The sequence below is a fragment of the Brevibacterium spongiae genome (assembly GCF_026168515.1).
Classification (GTDB): domain Bacteria; phylum Actinomycetota; class Actinomycetes; order Actinomycetales; family Brevibacteriaceae; genus Brevibacterium; species Brevibacterium spongiae.
This window is the reverse complement of sequence record NZ_CP093443.1, coordinates 405,478-421,465: the sequence shown is the minus strand read 5'-3', so window position 1 is coordinate 421,465 and position 15,988 is coordinate 405,478. Positions and strand designations below refer to the sequence as shown.

Annotated in this window: 11 protein-coding genes; 5 read left to right on the top strand and 6 right to left on the bottom strand. The window is 64.0% G+C overall.

Annotated elements, in window-relative coordinates:
* Positions 1-62 precede the first annotated feature (62 nt).
* Together L1F31_RS01940 and L1F31_RS01935 are read left to right on the top strand one after the other, a co-directional pair.
* The gene (locus L1F31_RS01940; protein ID WP_265419021.1) at positions 63-1,493 is read left to right on the top strand and encodes a purine-cytosine permease family protein; all 1,431 of its coding nucleotides are present in this window, start codon (positions 63-65) and stop codon (positions 1,491-1,493) included.
* A 404-nt stretch (positions 1,494-1,897) separates the two neighbouring features.
* Complete coding sequence (locus L1F31_RS01935; RefSeq protein ID WP_265419020.1) at positions 1,898-3,370, top strand: lipase family protein; 1,473 nt, start codon at positions 1,898-1,900, stop codon at positions 3,368-3,370.
* 174 nt (positions 3,371-3,544) lie between these two features.
* Here the strand turns inward: L1F31_RS01935 and L1F31_RS01930 are convergent, their stop codons facing one another.
* From L1F31_RS01930 to L1F31_RS01905, 6 genes are all read right to left on the bottom strand, one after another.
* Positions 3,545-4,267, bottom strand: a complete 723-nt coding sequence (locus tag L1F31_RS01930; RefSeq protein ID WP_265419019.1) for a DUF1345 domain-containing protein — start codon at positions 4,265-4,267, stop codon at positions 3,545-3,547.
* 144 nt (positions 4,268-4,411) lie between these two features.
* Positions 4,412-5,701 carry an amidase gene (locus L1F31_RS01925; protein ID WP_265419018.1) on the bottom strand — a complete coding sequence of 430 codons (1,290 nt, stop codon included), beginning with the start codon at positions 5,699-5,701 and terminating at the stop codon, positions 4,412-4,414.
* Positions 5,702-5,765: 64 nt separating this feature from the next.
* Entirely contained in the window at positions 5,766-7,355 is a 1,590-nt protein-coding gene (locus tag L1F31_RS01920) for an amidase (protein WP_265419017.1), read from the bottom strand.
* Positions 7,352-8,659, bottom strand: a complete 1,308-nt coding sequence (locus L1F31_RS01915) for a M20 family metallo-hydrolase (RefSeq protein ID WP_265419016.1) — start codon at positions 8,657-8,659, stop codon at positions 7,352-7,354. The genes L1F31_RS01920 and L1F31_RS01915 overlap by 4 nt, the downstream gene beginning before the upstream one ends.
* A gap of 159 nt (positions 8,660-8,818) precedes the next feature.
* The gene (locus L1F31_RS01910; RefSeq protein ID WP_244195304.1) at positions 8,819-10,123 is read right to left on the bottom strand and encodes an MFS transporter; all 1,305 of its coding nucleotides are present in this window, start codon (positions 10,121-10,123) and stop codon (positions 8,819-8,821) included.
* 234 nt (positions 10,124-10,357) lie between these two features.
* Positions 10,358-11,269 carry a LysR family transcriptional regulator gene (locus L1F31_RS01905; RefSeq protein WP_101545950.1) on the bottom strand — a complete coding sequence of 304 codons (912 nt, stop codon included), beginning with the start codon at positions 11,267-11,269 and terminating at the stop codon, positions 10,358-10,360.
* Positions 11,270-11,682: 413 nt separating this feature from the next.
* Between L1F31_RS01905 and L1F31_RS01900 the strand changes: the two genes are divergently transcribed.
* The 3 genes from L1F31_RS01900 to L1F31_RS01890 all read left to right on the top strand — a co-directional run bounded on the left by L1F31_RS01900 (position 11,683) and on the right by L1F31_RS01890 (position 15,830).
* Positions 11,683-13,950, top strand: coding sequence for a DUF222 domain-containing protein (locus L1F31_RS01900; RefSeq protein WP_265419015.1), 2,268 nt, complete (start codon positions 11,683-11,685; stop codon positions 13,948-13,950).
* 210 nt (positions 13,951-14,160) lie between these two features.
* Complete coding sequence (gene lgt / locus L1F31_RS01895; RefSeq protein ID WP_265419014.1) at positions 14,161-15,081, top strand: prolipoprotein diacylglyceryl transferase; 921 nt, start codon at positions 14,161-14,163, stop codon at positions 15,079-15,081.
* A gap of 206 nt (positions 15,082-15,287) precedes the next feature.
* Entirely contained in the window at positions 15,288-15,830 is a 543-nt protein-coding gene (locus L1F31_RS01890; RefSeq protein WP_265419013.1) for an acyl-CoA thioesterase, read from the top strand.
* Positions 15,831-15,988: the final 158 nt, after the last annotated feature.

Genomic DNA, 15,988 nt, shown 5'->3' with positions numbered 1-15,988 from the left:
CTCGTCGAGTGTTGCGCGTAGTGCCACACTGAACCAGGTCCATCAGTTCAAAGGAGACAATCATGGCTAGTACGACCAATTCGGGGATCGAGAAGCGGTCCATCGAGATGGTGCCTGACGCCGAGCGTCACGGAACGCCACGTTCCCAGTTCACTCTGTGGTTCGGCGCCAACACTCAGATCACCGCGATCGTCGACGGGGCTCTGGCCGTCGTCTTCGGTGCCGACGCGCTGTGGGCCATCATCGGCCTGCTCATCGGCAACATCATCGGCGGAATCGTCATGGCACTGCACTCCGCGCAGGGACCGCAGCTCGGCCTGCCGCAGATGATCTCCTCGCGTGCTCAGTTCGGCATCATCGGCGCGATCATCCCGCTCGTGCTCGTCGTGCTCATGTACATCGGCTTCGCCTCGACCGGTGCGGTCCTGTCCGGCCAGGCCGTCAACCTCATCATCGGAGTCCAGACCCCATGGGTCGGCATCGTCATCTTCGGTGCGCTCACCGCCCTGGTGGCCCTGCTGGGGTATAAGTACATCCACGTGCTCGGTCGGATCTCCTCGGTGACGGGCCTACTCGGGTTCCTGTTCATCACCTACTGCGTGCTCACACAGGTCGACGTCCCCGGTCTGATCTCGGGCTCGTCGTTCGCCTTCCCCGCCTTCCTCTCCGCAATCGCCCTGTCCGTGGGCTGGCAGCTGACCTACGGCCCCTATGTCGCCGACTATTCGCGATACCTGCCACGATCGACCCCAGCTTCGAAGACCTTCTGGTTCACCTTCGGCGGATCGGTCATCGGTTCGCAGTGGTCGATGACCCTGGGTGCGCTCATCGGAGCCGCCGCCATGACGGAATCCGGCAACCTGTTCGTCGAGAATCAGGTCGCCTATGTCGGCGACATCGTCGGCGGAGGGGTGTTCGCACTCCTCATCTTCATCGTCATCCTGCTGGGCAAGCTCACGGTCAACACGCTCAACGCCTACGGCGCGTTCATGTGCACGCTGACGATCCTCACCTCGTTCGGCAACAAGGCGACGATCCGTCGCTGGACCCGCGCGGTCTTCGTCATCGGCATCGTCACGCTCACCGTGCTCGTTGCGCTGCTGGCCTCGGCGGACTTCCTCGCGAACTTCAAGAACTTCGTACTCGCCCTGCTCATGGTCTTCACCCCATGGAGCATCATCAACCTCACCGACTACTACCTGATCTCGAAGGACCGCTTCGACATTCCCGCGTTCTATGACCGCAACGGCCGCTACGGCGCATGGAACTGGCGGGCGCTGGCGTCCTACGGAATCGGCGTCGTCGTCCAGATCCCGTTCCTTGCACAGTCCTTCTACACCGGACCGATGGTCGCAAAGCTCGGCGGCGCGGACATCTCGTGGCTCGTCGGCATCGTCGTCACCTTCGTCCTCTATTACGTGCTCATCCGCAACCGGGGAGTCGCCCCGAAGGAGACGATCTACCCCACCCTCGAGGAACTCGAGCGCAAGTGACCCTCACCCGCACCGAGGCGGCCCCGCCCTTTCCGGGCAGCTGACCTCGGCAGGGTGGCTCCACTCCTTCAACGGCCGCCGGTCGGCAGCAAACGCTGCCGACCGGCGGCCGTTGTCGTGTGTCCTGGAGAAGGATCAGCCCGCACGAAACACCGACTGTTTCCACATCGCCCAGGCGGCAAAGACCGTCCTCGGCAAAAGAGTTACCAATCAGTTCTACTATCGAGTAACGTGTGTGGTGCCCGTCACAATAAGGGCGTCCGATGAAGAGCATCCGCTGCCGACGACACCCCTGTCGCAGCGGTTCGCTCGCGGTCGCGGCCCGTTTCACCACGGCCCGCACCGACTCCACTGTCCCGCACCTTCTCACCGCCGAGAGACATGGCAGAACAGGACCACCGCCTATGAGCACGCCCAACACAGCACAGACCAGCACAGCACTGCCGACCACAACGTCACACAGTCCGCGTCGTCGCATTCAGGCCCTCAGCGCCGCAGCGATCGCCGGCCTCGCACTCACTCTGTGCACGACGACCGCGCCGGCCCAGGCCGCCGACATCGTCCCACAGACCGAATCCGAAGCCGAACAGTTCCTCGACGACCGTGCGGCTGAGGACCCGAGCACGCTCGACCGCGATTCCGTCCCCGAGGACATCAGCGTCGAACAGGCGAAGAAGGCTGTCGAGAGTTCCGATGAACTCACCACTGCCGACGTCGAATATGCCGCCGCACAGGAGGACCTTCCGGCCTCCGGAGTCCCCGAAGATTTCTATGAGACTCCGGACTCGCTTCCCAGTGAAGACGGTGCAGTGCTCAAGCAGGCCGACTCGGAGTTCTACCTCGATCCCGTGAAACTCATCAAGCATGACGCGAAATCGACGACGTTCATGTACAAAACCACCGACGAGCAAGGCACCGCCCGAGCCGCCACCGCCACTCTGCTCACCCCGAACGGCGCGAGCGGCCACGCCGAGGATGCCGTCGTCATCTCTCCGGGCACCCAGGGCATCGCCGACAAGTGCGCTCCCAGCCGGCAAATGGGCATGGGCACCGAATACGAAGGAATCTCCGTCGCCTCTGCCCTGGCCGCGAAGCATCCGGTTGTCGTCGTCGACTACATGGGCCTCGGCACTGAAGGCACCCATCACTACGTCAACCGCGTCGAAGAGGGACGCTCTGTCCTCGACGCGGCACGCGCAGTTCAGCAGGTCGACGGAAGCGAGATCGACGAGGAGACCCAGCTCCAACTGCGCGGATACTCGCAGGGCGGCCACGCCACGACGGCTGCTCTGGAGCTCCAGAAGGAATGGGCTCCCGAGCTCAACGTCGTCTCAGCTTCGGCCGGCGCCGTGCCGACCGATCTGTATAAGACCGTTTCCGACCTCTCGAGCGTCTATACGGCATTCGCGCTCTACGGCGTCGCCGGGTTCGCGGATCAGACCGGGGTCGATACGTCGGACTTCCTCAACGAGGAGGGACAGAAGGTAGTCGAAGAAACCTCGAACCAGTGCACCATCGAAGCGCTGCTCTCGACTGCCTTCACCGATGCGAAGACGCTGACGAAGAACGGTGAGTCATTCCAGGAGATCGTCGATGCGAACTTCACGGACGTCGCCGAAAAGCAGCGTCTGGGCAAGGCTGAAGTGCCTGATATTCCGCTGCTGGTCAACCACAGCCGCCTCGACGACGTCATCTCATTCGATCAGGGCAAGGAGCTCGCGTCGACCTGGTGCCGCGCCGGACACAAGGTCGCGTTCGAGGACAACCTCGGCCCCACACACATCGGCGGCTACGTCGCCGCGCTGCCCCGGGTCGAGACCTTCACCAGTCGCACTTTCGCGGGCAAAGCTCCCCTCGACAGCTGCTGGAGACTGTAACCTCCCAACTCGCCGAGGCGGCTGACTTCACGGAAGTAACCCCGCACCGAGGCGGCCCATCAGAATAGGATCACGTTTCCGAATGACGTGGCCCCAACCTCGCCGAGGCGGTCCACCCTTAACGGGTGGGCCGCCTCGGCGATATTCACATCATTTTCGCACGGCTCGCACCACTCACATCACGTACGAGAGGATCATTGACACGAGGGTCGCGACGACGACGGAGTTGAAGGCGAACGCGACGATGACGTTCGCGCGCACCAGGCGCCAGGCCTTCCTCGTCACGGCGCGGCCGGGCAGTGCGGCTGTCATCGTCGAAGACAGCGCGGAAAAGGTCAGGTAGTCGCCGAACTCGCGCGGGTCCTCCATGTCGAACTCGATCTGGCGTCCCTCAGCGCTGCCACCACCGCTGAGGTCGAGACGCATGAAATCGAGCGCGAACGAATACACCAGCACCGCCCACGAGGCGATGACGTTCACAATGCCGAGGCCTGCTGAGATGACGACGTTGCCGTCCGTGTCAGAGGTGACGAGGAAGATGTTGAGGAGGAACGCGAAGTAGGCGGCCATCGTCGCCCACGAGACCGCACCTCCCATGCCGAACCACTTCGACCACCACCTGCGGCGGTTCGCCATCGCCCACCGGGAATGGACGATGAGCTCGGTCTCGTCGAGGTCTCTCAGCCCTGCGTGGGTCCACAGCAGATAGGTCAGCGCGAAGAGCGGCCAGAAGACGAGGAAGAGATTGAACACCTCGAAAGGCAGGGCCAGCGGTGCCGCCACGGTCGCGCCCGAACCCAGCGGATCGAAGTCGAATCCGAGCACGAGGATGCCGCTGACGATGAGCGCCGGAACCCCCGCGATATTCGCACGCATATCGTCGGAGAGCGTGATCATCTGACTGTGCGTGGGTCTCATCGGCCCGGCTCCGGTTCGTTCGACGCGGCTGTTTCGAGTTCAGCCTAGTCGAGAGCGTGTACGCTTCGACCGATTTCCGAGCCAGACCGGCCGGGGTCCGGGCCAGACCATACGGGGCCCGAGTCAGACCAGCCGAGAGGCGAAGGCGAACAGATCGCGGTCGCCACCGGGGCGGCCGACCAGCTGCACCGCCTGTGGCCCTTCCCCAGATCCGGCTCCGGGCATCGGGATCGTCAATGCCGGCCAGCCGAGCACGTTGAACGGCATCGAATAGCGCATGAACTTCGCCGCCGTTCCGGAATCGATCTCGTCCCAGCGGACCACCGGGCCGTCGATGGCGGGAGTGAGCAGGAAATCCGCGGCGCCGAAGACCGTGAGTGATCGCTCGCGCAGTTCGGCGAGCGCTTCCACCTGCCTCCGGTATTCGGCCTCGCCGAGGTTCCTGCCGGACTCGATCTTCTTGGCCACGCCGGGTTGATAGTCTGCAGAGTGCTTCGCGAAGAGGTCCTTGTGGACCTCGAATGCCTCATAGAGGCGGATGAAGTCGTAGATCGGTGCAAGGTCGTCGAGGAGTTCGCCCATGACCTGCCCATTCGCCGAGGTGATCGTGAGTTCCGGAACCGACATGAGCAGGTCTCTCGCCCGGTCATCGCCATCAGGGAGGAGACTGACATCAATCGTCCGTTCGCCGCTGCCGGTGAGGTCGAACGCCTCACCTCGGCCAGGCGCCTCGCCGGAATCGTCCCCCGCGATCACGTCGAAGGCAGTGGTCAGCACGCCGAGGTCGGAGGCGAAGAGTCCGACGGTGTCGAAGGCAGGCGACAGCGGGAAGACTCCGTCGACGGGCACGAGGCCGAAGGTCGGTTTGAAACCGAACACGCCCTGGCAGGCTGCCGGCACGCGTACGGACCCGGCGGTGTCCGTGCCCAGCGCAAGTGGCACGGCACCTGCGGCGACGAGCGCGGCCGATCCGGAGCTCGAACCGGCGGTGCACAATGCCGGATCGACGGGGTTGATGACGCGACCGAATGCGGATTCGTCGCCGAGGATTCCGTAGGAGTATTCCTGACAGTTCGTCTTCGCGACCGGGATCGCGCCGGCAGCTTCGAGTCGGTCCACGACCGGCGCCGAGGCGGCCGCCGGGGCATCGCTGCGCACCGCCGATCCCATAGTCGTCGGGTAGCCGACCAGGTCGATGACGTCCTTGACCGCGAAGGGAATCCCTTCCAATCGCCGAGGCGGTTGCCCGGAATCCCTGCGATCGTTCGCTTCCGCGGTGAGGGCATTCGCACGGTCGACGGTCATCGCTGTGACGGCGTTGAACTGCGTTCCGGCACGCTCCACCTCGGCGATGGTGTGCTCATCCATCGGATGAGTCTGTCCGCTCGTCGGCTGCGACTGTCCGTCGGTCATCTGTCTGCTCCTGCTCACACGGCTACGGTCTCATTCTCATCGTCGACGTCGACGATCACTGCCGTCAGGTTAGTCGTGATTGCGATCGGTTAGGCGCAAGTCCGGCCCACGGGCGCAGCTGCTCGATCGCGGCGGCGACTGCGAAGGCGGCGCGGTCGTCATAAGGATGGCCAATGACCTGCACACCGGTGGGGATGCCGCAGTCCGCCATTCCCGAGGGCACGTTAACGATCGGCACGCGATTGCAGATATTGAACGGCATCGTCATATGCGCCTGCCAGTAGTGCTCGAGGCGGACGCCGGCCGTTCCACCGGAGCCAGCGATTGCACCGTCAGCTCCGCGTTCGCGGCCGACACCGTCGGTGCCGATCGTGATCCCGTCGAGATAGCTCGCATCGGCCTCCAGCCCCGCCACCGCCGAGGTGGGCGCCAAGAGCACATCGAATCCGTCTATGGCGGCTGCCAGTTCTGCCTGGATCTGTGCTTCCATGACGAGACCGTCATAGAACGTGCGGCGGGCGGCGACCGCCTCGGCGTCGGCCATGAATCGCAGCGTGTAATCGGCCAGGGTGTCCTCATGGCCGCGGGTGTCCGCGCGCATGGCGGGTGCGAGCAGGTGCCCGAAGTGCGTGAACGCGGTTTCGAAGATCCGCTCGGCCGTCCATGGCAGTTCGATCTCCTCGACGCGCGCCCCTGCCGATTCCAGCGCCGAGGCGACCGCGCGGGTATTCGCTTCGATGTCCTTCCCGACGGGAAAGTCCCCCAAGCGCACGCACAGTGCGACCTTGCGTCCGCGGAGTCGGTCGACCGCCGCGGCGGGGTCGAAGCCATCGAGGAAGCCGGGCGAGGCGATCGTCGCGTGATCGCTCGGATCGACGCCGACCATGACTTTGGCGAGCAGGGCGGCATCAGCGACGGTGCGCGCCATCGGCCCGTCCCCGCGGTACCAGTCGGCGGCCAAAGGCTGTGCGCCGGGGATCCGACCGTATGGGGCTTTGAACCCGACGGTGCCGGTGAACGCCGCGGGCAGCCTCGTCGATCCGGCGATGTCCGAGGCAGTGGCGAGAGGCGCGAAACCGGAGGCGAGAGCAGAACCTGATCCGCCCGAGGATCCTCCCGCAGAGAGGTCGGGGTTCCAGGGGTTGCGGGTCACGCCCCACATCGGCGAGTGCGTGATCGTCGCGCAGCTGAACTCAGGAGAGGTCGCCCTGGCGTGGATGTACCCGCCTGCGGAGCGGATACGCGAGACGATCGCGGCATCGTGTTCGGCGATGGTGTCGCGTTCGTGCAGCAGACCTTGGGTCAGGCCGCGGCCGGCGATCGCGTGCTTCTCCTTGGCGATCACGGGAAGTCCGAGCAGCGGACGGGCGGCGGCCGCCTCGGCGAGGTCATCGTCGGTGGCGTTCGTGTAGAACGTCTCGGCTTCCCGCGCCGAGGTGACCGCCTCTTCGACGACTTCGGTGACCGCATTGATGCGCTCATCTTCCGCGGTGATGCGGCCGATGAGAGCCTCCAGGTAGTCGACCGGGGAGAGCTCCTTGGAGCGGAAGGCGGCGAGCGCCTCGGTGGCCGACAGCGCCCAGGGTTCTGTCGTGGGGCTGGTCGGGACTGCGGCCGAGGCGGCGACGCTGGGGCGCGGGTCGACGTTGCTCATGCGCGCACCTCGGCGACGGAGGAACCGACCCAGACGGCACCGTCACGGACATCGGCGAGCTCACCGCGGACGAGTTCACCGGCCACCGAAGTGAGCACGCGGACGCCGCGGAGCATGTCGTCGTCGGTGGTGAACTCGCGCTCGCAGTGGGAGACGCCGTCGACGCTGGGCACGAACATCATCACGGCGGGCACGCGGTGATTCATCGCCACGGAATCGTGGCCGGCCATCGTCTCGAGACGTCGGATGCTCAGGCCTTCGTTGGCCACTGCCTTCTCGGCGAGTTCGACGCCTTCGGTCGGGAAGTGGCGCTTGTCGCGGATGTCGAAGTCACGGGCGTTGATGGTGATGTCGTGGGCACGGGCGATCTCGGCGATCTGCGTCTTCAGCGAGTTGCGGGCGGCTTGGACGATGTCGGGATCGGAGGATCGGAGGTCGGCGACCATGTGGACGCGGCGAGGGACGACGATCGGCGAGTTCGGTTCGACGACGTGCTGCCCGACCGAGGACACGAGGGCTTCTTCCTCGAACTCGCTGACCACCTCGGCGACGGCGAGGACGACCTTGGCCGCGGCGACGAGCGCGTCGTGGCGGTCGGCCATGGCTGTGGCCCCGGTGTGGGACTGTTCGCCGAGGACGTCGATGTCGAGCTTCTGCGTGTACCAGCTGGACTCGACGACGCCGATGTCCGTGGCTTCGCGTTCGAGGATTCGGCCCTGTTCGATGTGGATCTCGGCGTAGGTGATCGCCTCGGGCGGGGTGTCGGTGCCGGCATAGCCGATGGCTCGCAGCGCCTCTGCGACGGTGGTGCCTTCGAGGTCGGCGACGGAGAGCATCTCATCGAGGTCGAAGAGCCCGGCGTAGACGGAGCTGCCCATGATCGACGGGGCGAAGCGACCGCCTTCTTCGTTGAACCAGTTGACGACGGCGAGGTTGAAGGCGGGTTTCAGGCCAGATTCGGCGAGTTCCTCTTTGACGCGCAGGGCCGCGAAGAGGGCGGCGATGACTCCGTAGGCTCCGTCGAAGCGACCGCCGAGCGGCTGCGAGTCGAGGTGGGAACCGACGAGGACGTACGGGGCATCGGGAACGAACTCGAGGCACGCGAACATGTTCCCGATCGCATCGACGCGCACGTCGAAGCCTTTGTCCGTCGCCCACCCGCGCATCCAGTCGCGCGCCTGCTTGTCTTCGACCGTCAGCGCCTGCCGGTCGACGCCGTTGTTGTCGGTGGCACCGATGGTGGCGAGGAAGTGGAAGTCTGCGAGGAAGGCTGCGTCGGAGGATGGGGGTGCCTGTTGGTTCATTGCTGATCGCTTCTCTCATGAGGGTGGGTAGTGGTTTGCATGGGTCTGGGGCGCGGGTGGGGCTCGCACATCGCTTTTCGTTCAGTTCATCGCTTTTCATCCCGATGATCTGTACAGAATGTGATGTGAAAGTGGACGAAACTCGATGTCAATGCAGGCTCACCCCAGCCGTCCGCGGGTCTCGGGGAGGCGCGTGACGAAGATGAGGACGAGGCACACGGCGGCCGCAGCAGCCATGTAATAGCCGGGCGCGGTGTTGACGCCGGTGATGTCGACGAGCCACGTGCCCACGAACGGAGCCGTTCCGCCGAGCGCCGCGTAGGAGATGTTGTAGCTGATGGCCGCCGAGGTGAACCGCGTCTTCGTCGAGAAGCGCTCGCAGAAGAAGGTGTAGCAGCCGCCGCCGTAGCAGCAGAGCGCGAGGACGAAGATCGTCTGCCCGAGGAATGCCAGCCCCATATGTCCGCTGGTGACCAGCCCGAATGCCGGCACCGAGGTGACCGCGAGCAGGATCGCACCCGCGATGAGCATGGGCCGACGTCCGAATCGATCACCGAGGTGGCCGGCGATGGGCAGGAAGATCGTGTAGCTGGCCATGGCGATCGCGTTTGTCAGCAGCGACTGTTCGCGACTGAGGTCGCCCGTGGTCTGGATGTAGGTGACGAAGTACGCCGAGAGCATATAGAAGCCGAGCGCGGTGACGCCGAGGACGAAGAAGACCTGGAGCATTCCGACCCAGTTCTCGCGGAAGCTTTCGCGGATCGGGCTGAACTCCTTGGGCCGTTCGGCAGCGGTCTTCTTGAACAGCTCGGATTCGTCGGTCTTCGACCGGATCCACAGTCCGACGGCCGACAACGGCAGCGCCAGGAGGAACGGCACGCGCCAGCCCCATGAGTCGAATGAGGCGTCGCTCATCACCGTCGACAGCAGGAGGATGAGGCCGCCGGCGAACACCGAGGGCAGGGCGGTCGCAGCCAGAGTGATGTTGATCCACAGTCCGCGCTTGGCAATCGGAGCGTGCTCGTAGACGAAGGACGGTCCGCCGACGGATTCACCGCCGGCAGAGAAGCCCTGGCCGAGTCGGGCGAGGATGAGCAGGATCGGCGCGAACCACCCGACCGTGTCGAAACCGGGGAGGATGCCGATGAGGGCTGTGCAGGCTCCGACGAGGAAGATCGTGATGGTCAGGGTCTGTCGCCTGCCCACCTTGTCGCCGAGAGCTCCGAAGAAGAGTCCGCCGAGGGGGCGCATGACGAAGGCGACTCCGAAGGTCGCGAAGATGACCAGCAGACCGGTGATCCGGTCGCCGTCGGGGAAGAAGTACTCGGACAGGATCACCGCCGATAGACCGTACAACGTGAAGTCGTAGAACTCGACGAACTGGCCGATGCTGCCGCCCAGGAGCACCTTCCGCTGCATCTTCGTCGACGTGGTTCGCTGCTCGGTCGGGGCTGTGATGGACATCCGGGATCTCCTTAGGGCGCGGGGATGATTTCCACCATCTTTGCGATCCACAACACATTAGTCCAACAGATACTTTTGAAACTGGTCATGAGGAAAATCGATGAGAGGCCGAGGTGGCACCTCTCCGCGTAAGCCCCTGACCTCGGCGGCGGACCGCTTCCCCACCGACCGCCTTCCCCAGCACCAGCGCAGTCCTCGGCCCGCGGTTCGGGTCCTTCTGTCCGCTTCAGCCGCCTAGGTCCCGAGGATCTCCAAGGTCAGCTCGCAGAAGGCTCGCGCACGCTTGCTCAGCCTCAGCTCTTTCGGCCAGACGATGGCAAGGTCGATGCTCGGGAAGTCGTCCAGCAGCGGAACGTCCACCGTCTTCGATCCGATGTACGTTCCCGAGGACACGCTCTGGCTCAGCAGCGAGTACCCGTGCCCCATCGCCACGAACGACCGCACGGTTTCGTAGCCAGCAAAGGTGTGCCGCACGATCGGCTCGACGCCCGCGATCCGGAAGAGCTCGTCATAGTATTGAGTGCTGAACGGCAGATCCAGTTGGATGTAGTTTTCATCTGCGAGCTCTCGCAGGTGGATTGGTCGCGGCCGTTTCCCACCCCCGCCGAGGTGGTGATCGAGTGAGACGAGGACGTGCGGCTTCACGACGTCAATGAGGAAGCGATCGAAGCGATCGGTCATTCCCAGCGTGTAAGTCAGTGCGAGATCGCAGTCGCCGGCGATGACAGCGGCTTGCAGCTCCTGAAGGTTCGCCTCGAGGTAGTTGATCCGAACATCCGGGTAGCGCTTCTCGAATTCGCTGTGGATGAGCGGCAGGCGGGTGGGCGCGATCGGCGAGAAGACTCCGACAGTGAGGTCTCCACTGAGACGACGTGAGAGGCCCAACGCAGTCTCGCCGAGGTTGTCGGAGGCTTCGAGGAAAGGTGTGACCTCTGAGAGGAATCGCTTCCCGGCAGGCGAGAGCACCACCGAACGATTGCGCTGTCGGATGAAAAGGTCGAGACCGATGGTCCGCTCGAGCTGGGCCATCGCCGTCGAGATCGCCGACTGAGTGACGTTGAGCTGCTTCGCCGCCTCGGTCATGTTCTCCCGCCTGGCGACCTCCTGGAAGTAGCGCAGCTGCACCAGGGTGAAATCAAGGGCCATAGCTTCCCATCATCTCACTCGCAGCGATCCGCGTGCAGATCCAACCGCGCCGAGGCGGTTCTGTTCGAGCACTACCGACCGACCGTTCCCAGACGGCAGGCTGCAACCCTTCCCAGAAGGCAGGCTAGAACTCTTCCCGGCCGGCAGGCATCGCACAGACCATCCACTTCTACCGGGTCGGATCCAGTTCCGAGAATTCTCCCGACACTTCAGTCGTCACCGATCCCGAGTCAATGCCGACGAGTAAAGTGCCCTGAAACTGATCGAACTCCCAATAAACCACTCAAAAGCGTCCTTCACATTCAGCATGTCATTTCCAGTCGAATCTTTTTCGAAGATTCTATTGTCTTCTATTCTCTGACTGCCTACAATTGAGCTAAGAGACCTTCAATGACGAACGGAACTCAACAGCGATGACCTTCACCCCCGACCGCAAGCGACGCAAGTCAGGAAAGCGCGACCGCCGCGCCGCCGCTGACTCGCGCGGTGGGGCGAGCAGAAGACCGCCGACGAACATCACACCGGCAGACCTCGTGGGCACCTCTTCTCAGAATGCCCACGCACCCGAGGACACCGCGCAAGCACAACCCGAAGAAACATCGGACCCCGCAACACTGGCCGAACAACTCAAGGCGGCCGGGCTCGACCTCAGCGGCCACCACTTCGCCGAGGTGTTCGAGGCCCTTGACCCAGTTTCGACCGACGATGACGCAGCCATTGACAATGCGCCGATAGCCGACGACGAACAAATGGACGAAGACACGTCGGCTCTCGATGCCGGACAACCAAGCAAAACCGTCACGACCGCCAGCAGAGATAATTCGAGAGATACCGTCGATCCGGCGAAATCCACAGGGCTCGATCCGAACGCCAAGACTGACTCGACCGCACATGCAGACCCGACCTCATTGTTCGAAACAACCGAGCAGATCAGCTCAACCACGCAGCCCGCCTCCGCTGATCCTGCCAGCCCGGCCAACACAAGCGCCTCTGTCGCCGCTGAGCCTGAGGCTGGAACTGATTCTCAACGACCAACCTCGCTGCACCCGATCCTCACCGACGCCGCCTGGAACGACCTGGTTGCGAGCGCTCCCGAAATCACCGACTCGATCGCCTCCCTGACCGGACTGGTCGGAGGTCTTCGTGCATTCGACCGGCCGATGGGACCGAACGAGGCCCTGCAGGTTATCGATGGGGCCGAGGCGCTGCGTCGACTCAGTGAATCTCTGTCCACCCTGGCACTGGCCGTCTACGAACGCGTCGGCACGCCTAAGGACAGTGGTGCCAAGTCGACCAAGGCGCTCATCCAGGAACGCCTCAACCTCTCAGGGCGAGAAGCGAACCGCCGGGCAAGGCTCGCAGAGAATCTCGGCGGACGAGTCGCACTCGACGGACAACCCCTTGAGCCCGAACACCCGCTCGTCGCCGAGCAGCTCCACCTCGGCACCCTACCCGCGGAGCACCTCACCGTCATCGAAGACTGCCTCAAGGCACTGCCCGCGTGGGTGGACCACGAGACGAAGTCCCGTGTGGAGACCGACCTCGTGAAGTACGCGAAATCGGTGACTGTGAGCGAGCTCCGCGACATCTTCCGTCGGATGCTCGCTCTCATCGACCCCGATGGTGCCGAGCCGCTCGACCCCAGCGATCGTTCCGCCTACTTCATCACTGCCCGGCCCAAGCGCAATGGAGACTGGAGACTGGAAGGCATCCTCGATCCCATGGCGGGATCCGAACTGCACGGACTGCTGACCTCCAGGATTCAATCCGCGAAAGGCACCACATCGACAATCGCAGAACCCACCGACTCCGAGGCGGACGAAGGCGAGCGCGAAGACGCTCCCTCACTCGCCCCAAACGCCGGGCCAGACCAGACTCCCGGTAGTGGCGGCCTCGGCCAGACCTTCGACGAGCAACGGTTCGAACCTCTCGATGCCGTCCTTACCGGAGATCGTTTCGATGCACCTCCATGGGCTGTCATCGAGGCCACCGGAGACAACGAAGCCGAATCCGCGGATCCCGCTGCCAACCGTGCCGTTCCTGCCGGTCACGGGGTCCGCGCCAATGGTTCGGCCGTCGATCTCATGAGCGAGCAGCCCAGTGCGAAGGCCTGGATCTACGAACGTTTCGCCACTCTCATTTCGCGCATCAGCATGAAGGAAGCCGCCAAAGGTTCGCCTTACGCCCTGGTCGTCACAGCAAAAGCGTCCGACATTGCCAACGGCATCGGCGAAGCCACCACAGGCTCCGGCGACCGCTTCCCGATGGGCGACGTCGCTCGGCGCGGCCTCGATGGCACCGTCTTCTTCCACCTGATGGACGAAAAGGCTCGCACGGTGGAAGTCTGCACGGAACAGCGCTTCGCAAACAAGAAGCAGACCGCAATCGTCACCGCCAGGGATCGCGGATGCGTGTTCCCCGGTTGCGATGCACCGGCGGGGTGGTGCGACGTGAACCATGTTGTGCCGCACGCCCTGGGCGGCAAGACCGACATCAACAACATGTGCCTGCTGTGTTCCTTCCACCACCACCTTATGGACCGCTCCGACTGGGAAGTCTTCATGCTCGGCGACGGACGGCCGGCATGGCGACCGCCCGAAAGCACCGACCCTGCTCGCATCCCGATCCTGCACTCACGATTCATCACAGACGACATCATCGACGGCCTCTTCGGGACGTAGCGGCGCATGGCCATTCAATGGCGCCGCTGTGCCTCCATTCTGAAGTGAGCGCGAGTGGCCTTGTCGCGGCTGCCTTCACCCCACCGGACTCGTGCTTACGCGCTGGTCAGAGCGCAGGCGGCACAGCGATCGGCCCGAAAACGGTCCTCGCCGGTCAGAGACCAGACGCGGCATAAAGGATTCTCAGACGGGTGCAAATAGACTGGCCCCATGCACCTCGGCCCAGTGACTTCCAGCGCGACCGCGATTCCGCACGACATCTCGGCGGCAATCCCCAGTCCTTCCATCTCTAGCTTCCAACTCGGACCGCTGACGATCCACTTCTATGCGCTGTGCATCCTGGTGGGCATCATCATCGCCATTGTGCTGACGAACCGCCGCCTGACCAAGCGCGGTGTCGAGGACTGGCAGGTGCTCGACATCGCGACTCTGGCCGTACCGATGGCCATCGTCTTCGCCCGCATCTACCACGTCATCACGCACTACACCGATTACTTCGGCCCCGGCCGCAACCCGTGGAACCCGTTCGAACCCGGCTCGGTATGGGCGATCTGGGAGGGCGGCATCGCGATCTTCGGTTCGCTCATCGGCGGCACGTTGGGCGCGTGGATCATGTGCCGCCGCCTCGGCCTCAAACTCATCACTCTGCTCGATGCCCTGGCACCGGGTCTCATCCTCGCTCAGGCCTGCGGGCGCTTCGGCAACTGGTTCAATCAGGAGCTCTTCGGCCTGCCCACCACGTTGCCTTGGGGACTCGAGATCGATCCCGGCAACCCGGCAATCCCACTGGGCACTCCCCCCGGCACCCTATTCCATCCGACGTTCCTCTACGAGGTCATCTGGAACAGCCTCGGCGCTCTTGTCCTGCTCTACCTCGGCCGCAAGGTCTTCTTCCAGTGGGGACGCCTCTTCGCTGTCTATCTCATGTGGTACGGCGCCGGTCGCATCGTCTGGGAGTCAATCCGCCTCGACCCGAGCTTCGTCATCCTCGGCCTGCGTACGAACGTCTGGGGTGCAATCGGCGCCGTCGCGCTCGGTGCGCTGATCATGATCGTGCAGTGGAAACGCCATCCCGAACCCGAGGAATCGCCCTTCCTCCCCGGACAAGAACCCGAACCTGCGAAGGACTGACGGCACCCCTCGCCGAGGCGGCTCCCCTGCCCCGTCGTCTCGCGCGGTTCCCTTCCTTGACCGGACGATCCACTCTTTCTCCGGAAACGACCGGTCACCGATCACAGGCGACCAGGGCTGAGGTTCACTCAAGCTGAAATGCTGTCCCAGCCGAGGCAGGAGGGGCGGCACCCGCCGACTATCTACTGCAAAGTAACGTAGTCGTCATGCACTTCTTCCGTATGCTCCTGCACCTCTTCAGGTCCAAGCAGCGCTCTGCCCGCGACATTTGGGACACGTATTTCCTCCCCATGCGCGTCCACCTCGGCGAGATCGACATCTTCATGCATCTCAACAACGGCAAGTACCTGTCGATCATGGACCTGGGACGACTCGACATGATGGTGCGCAGCGGAGCATGGCAGGCGATGCGTGAGCGCGGGTGGACCGGCGTCGTCAGCGCCGAGACCATCAGCTTCCGCAAATCACTGAAACTCTGGCAGCGCTACAACCTCGAGACCAAGGTCTGCGGAATCGACGAGCGCACCGTGTTCTTCGAACAGCGCATGGTCGTCGACGGCGAGATCTTCGCCCGAGCCTATGTCGCCACTCGCCTGATCTCCGATGACCGGCCGCTCACCAGGGACGACCTCATCGAGGCCTTCGGGATGCCGGAGAACGAACCTGTGCTGCCGGAGTGGATCCACGATTGGCGCCGTGACAACGCGCTGCCGAGCACCCGCCGGCCTGCCTGGAGCAGCTGGACATAACTGAGCCGTCGTCTGGGCCGAGCTGTGGTCGGCACTGCACCGTGGTCCGCGTTGAGTTGCGGTCGGCACGGCGCCGCGACCCGGGCAGAGCCGTGGCCAGGACGGCGCCGCGGTCGACACCGAGCCGTGGTCGCGACGGCGCCGCAGCCCGGTACCAC